The 254-nt window shown below is 48.4% G+C and carries 1 protein-coding gene; it reads right to left on the reverse strand.

What is annotated here, in order from left to right; genetic code table 11:
* A partial coding sequence (locus ACGF5R_RS24885; protein WP_387693323.1) for a phage portal protein occupies positions 1 to 254 on the reverse strand: 254 nt, incomplete at both ends.

Below are 254 nucleotides of genomic sequence, written 5' to 3' on the forward strand. Positions count from 1 at the left end.
TGTCGTGAATTTCTTCAATAAACGCGGTCAGAATGGGTTGAGCAAAGCCGATTGAGAAATCAGCGCGGCGCCGGGTTAAGGTTTTCCATGCCTCTAACATGGCAGAACGCGATGAACTGTAGTTCACATCAGACCAATCTTGCGTCACTTGTTGAGTTGAAAGGCCGGTAGCCGCAGCGATATTACGTAATGCCGCACTTTCAAAGCCTTCAAAGTTACTGTGCGGTCTCGCGGCATTGACAGTAGTGATTTTC

The sequence above is a fragment of the Photorhabdus sp. RM71S genome, from assembly GCF_042879355.1.
Classification (GTDB): domain Bacteria; phylum Pseudomonadota; class Gammaproteobacteria; order Enterobacterales; family Enterobacteriaceae; genus Photorhabdus; species Photorhabdus kayaii.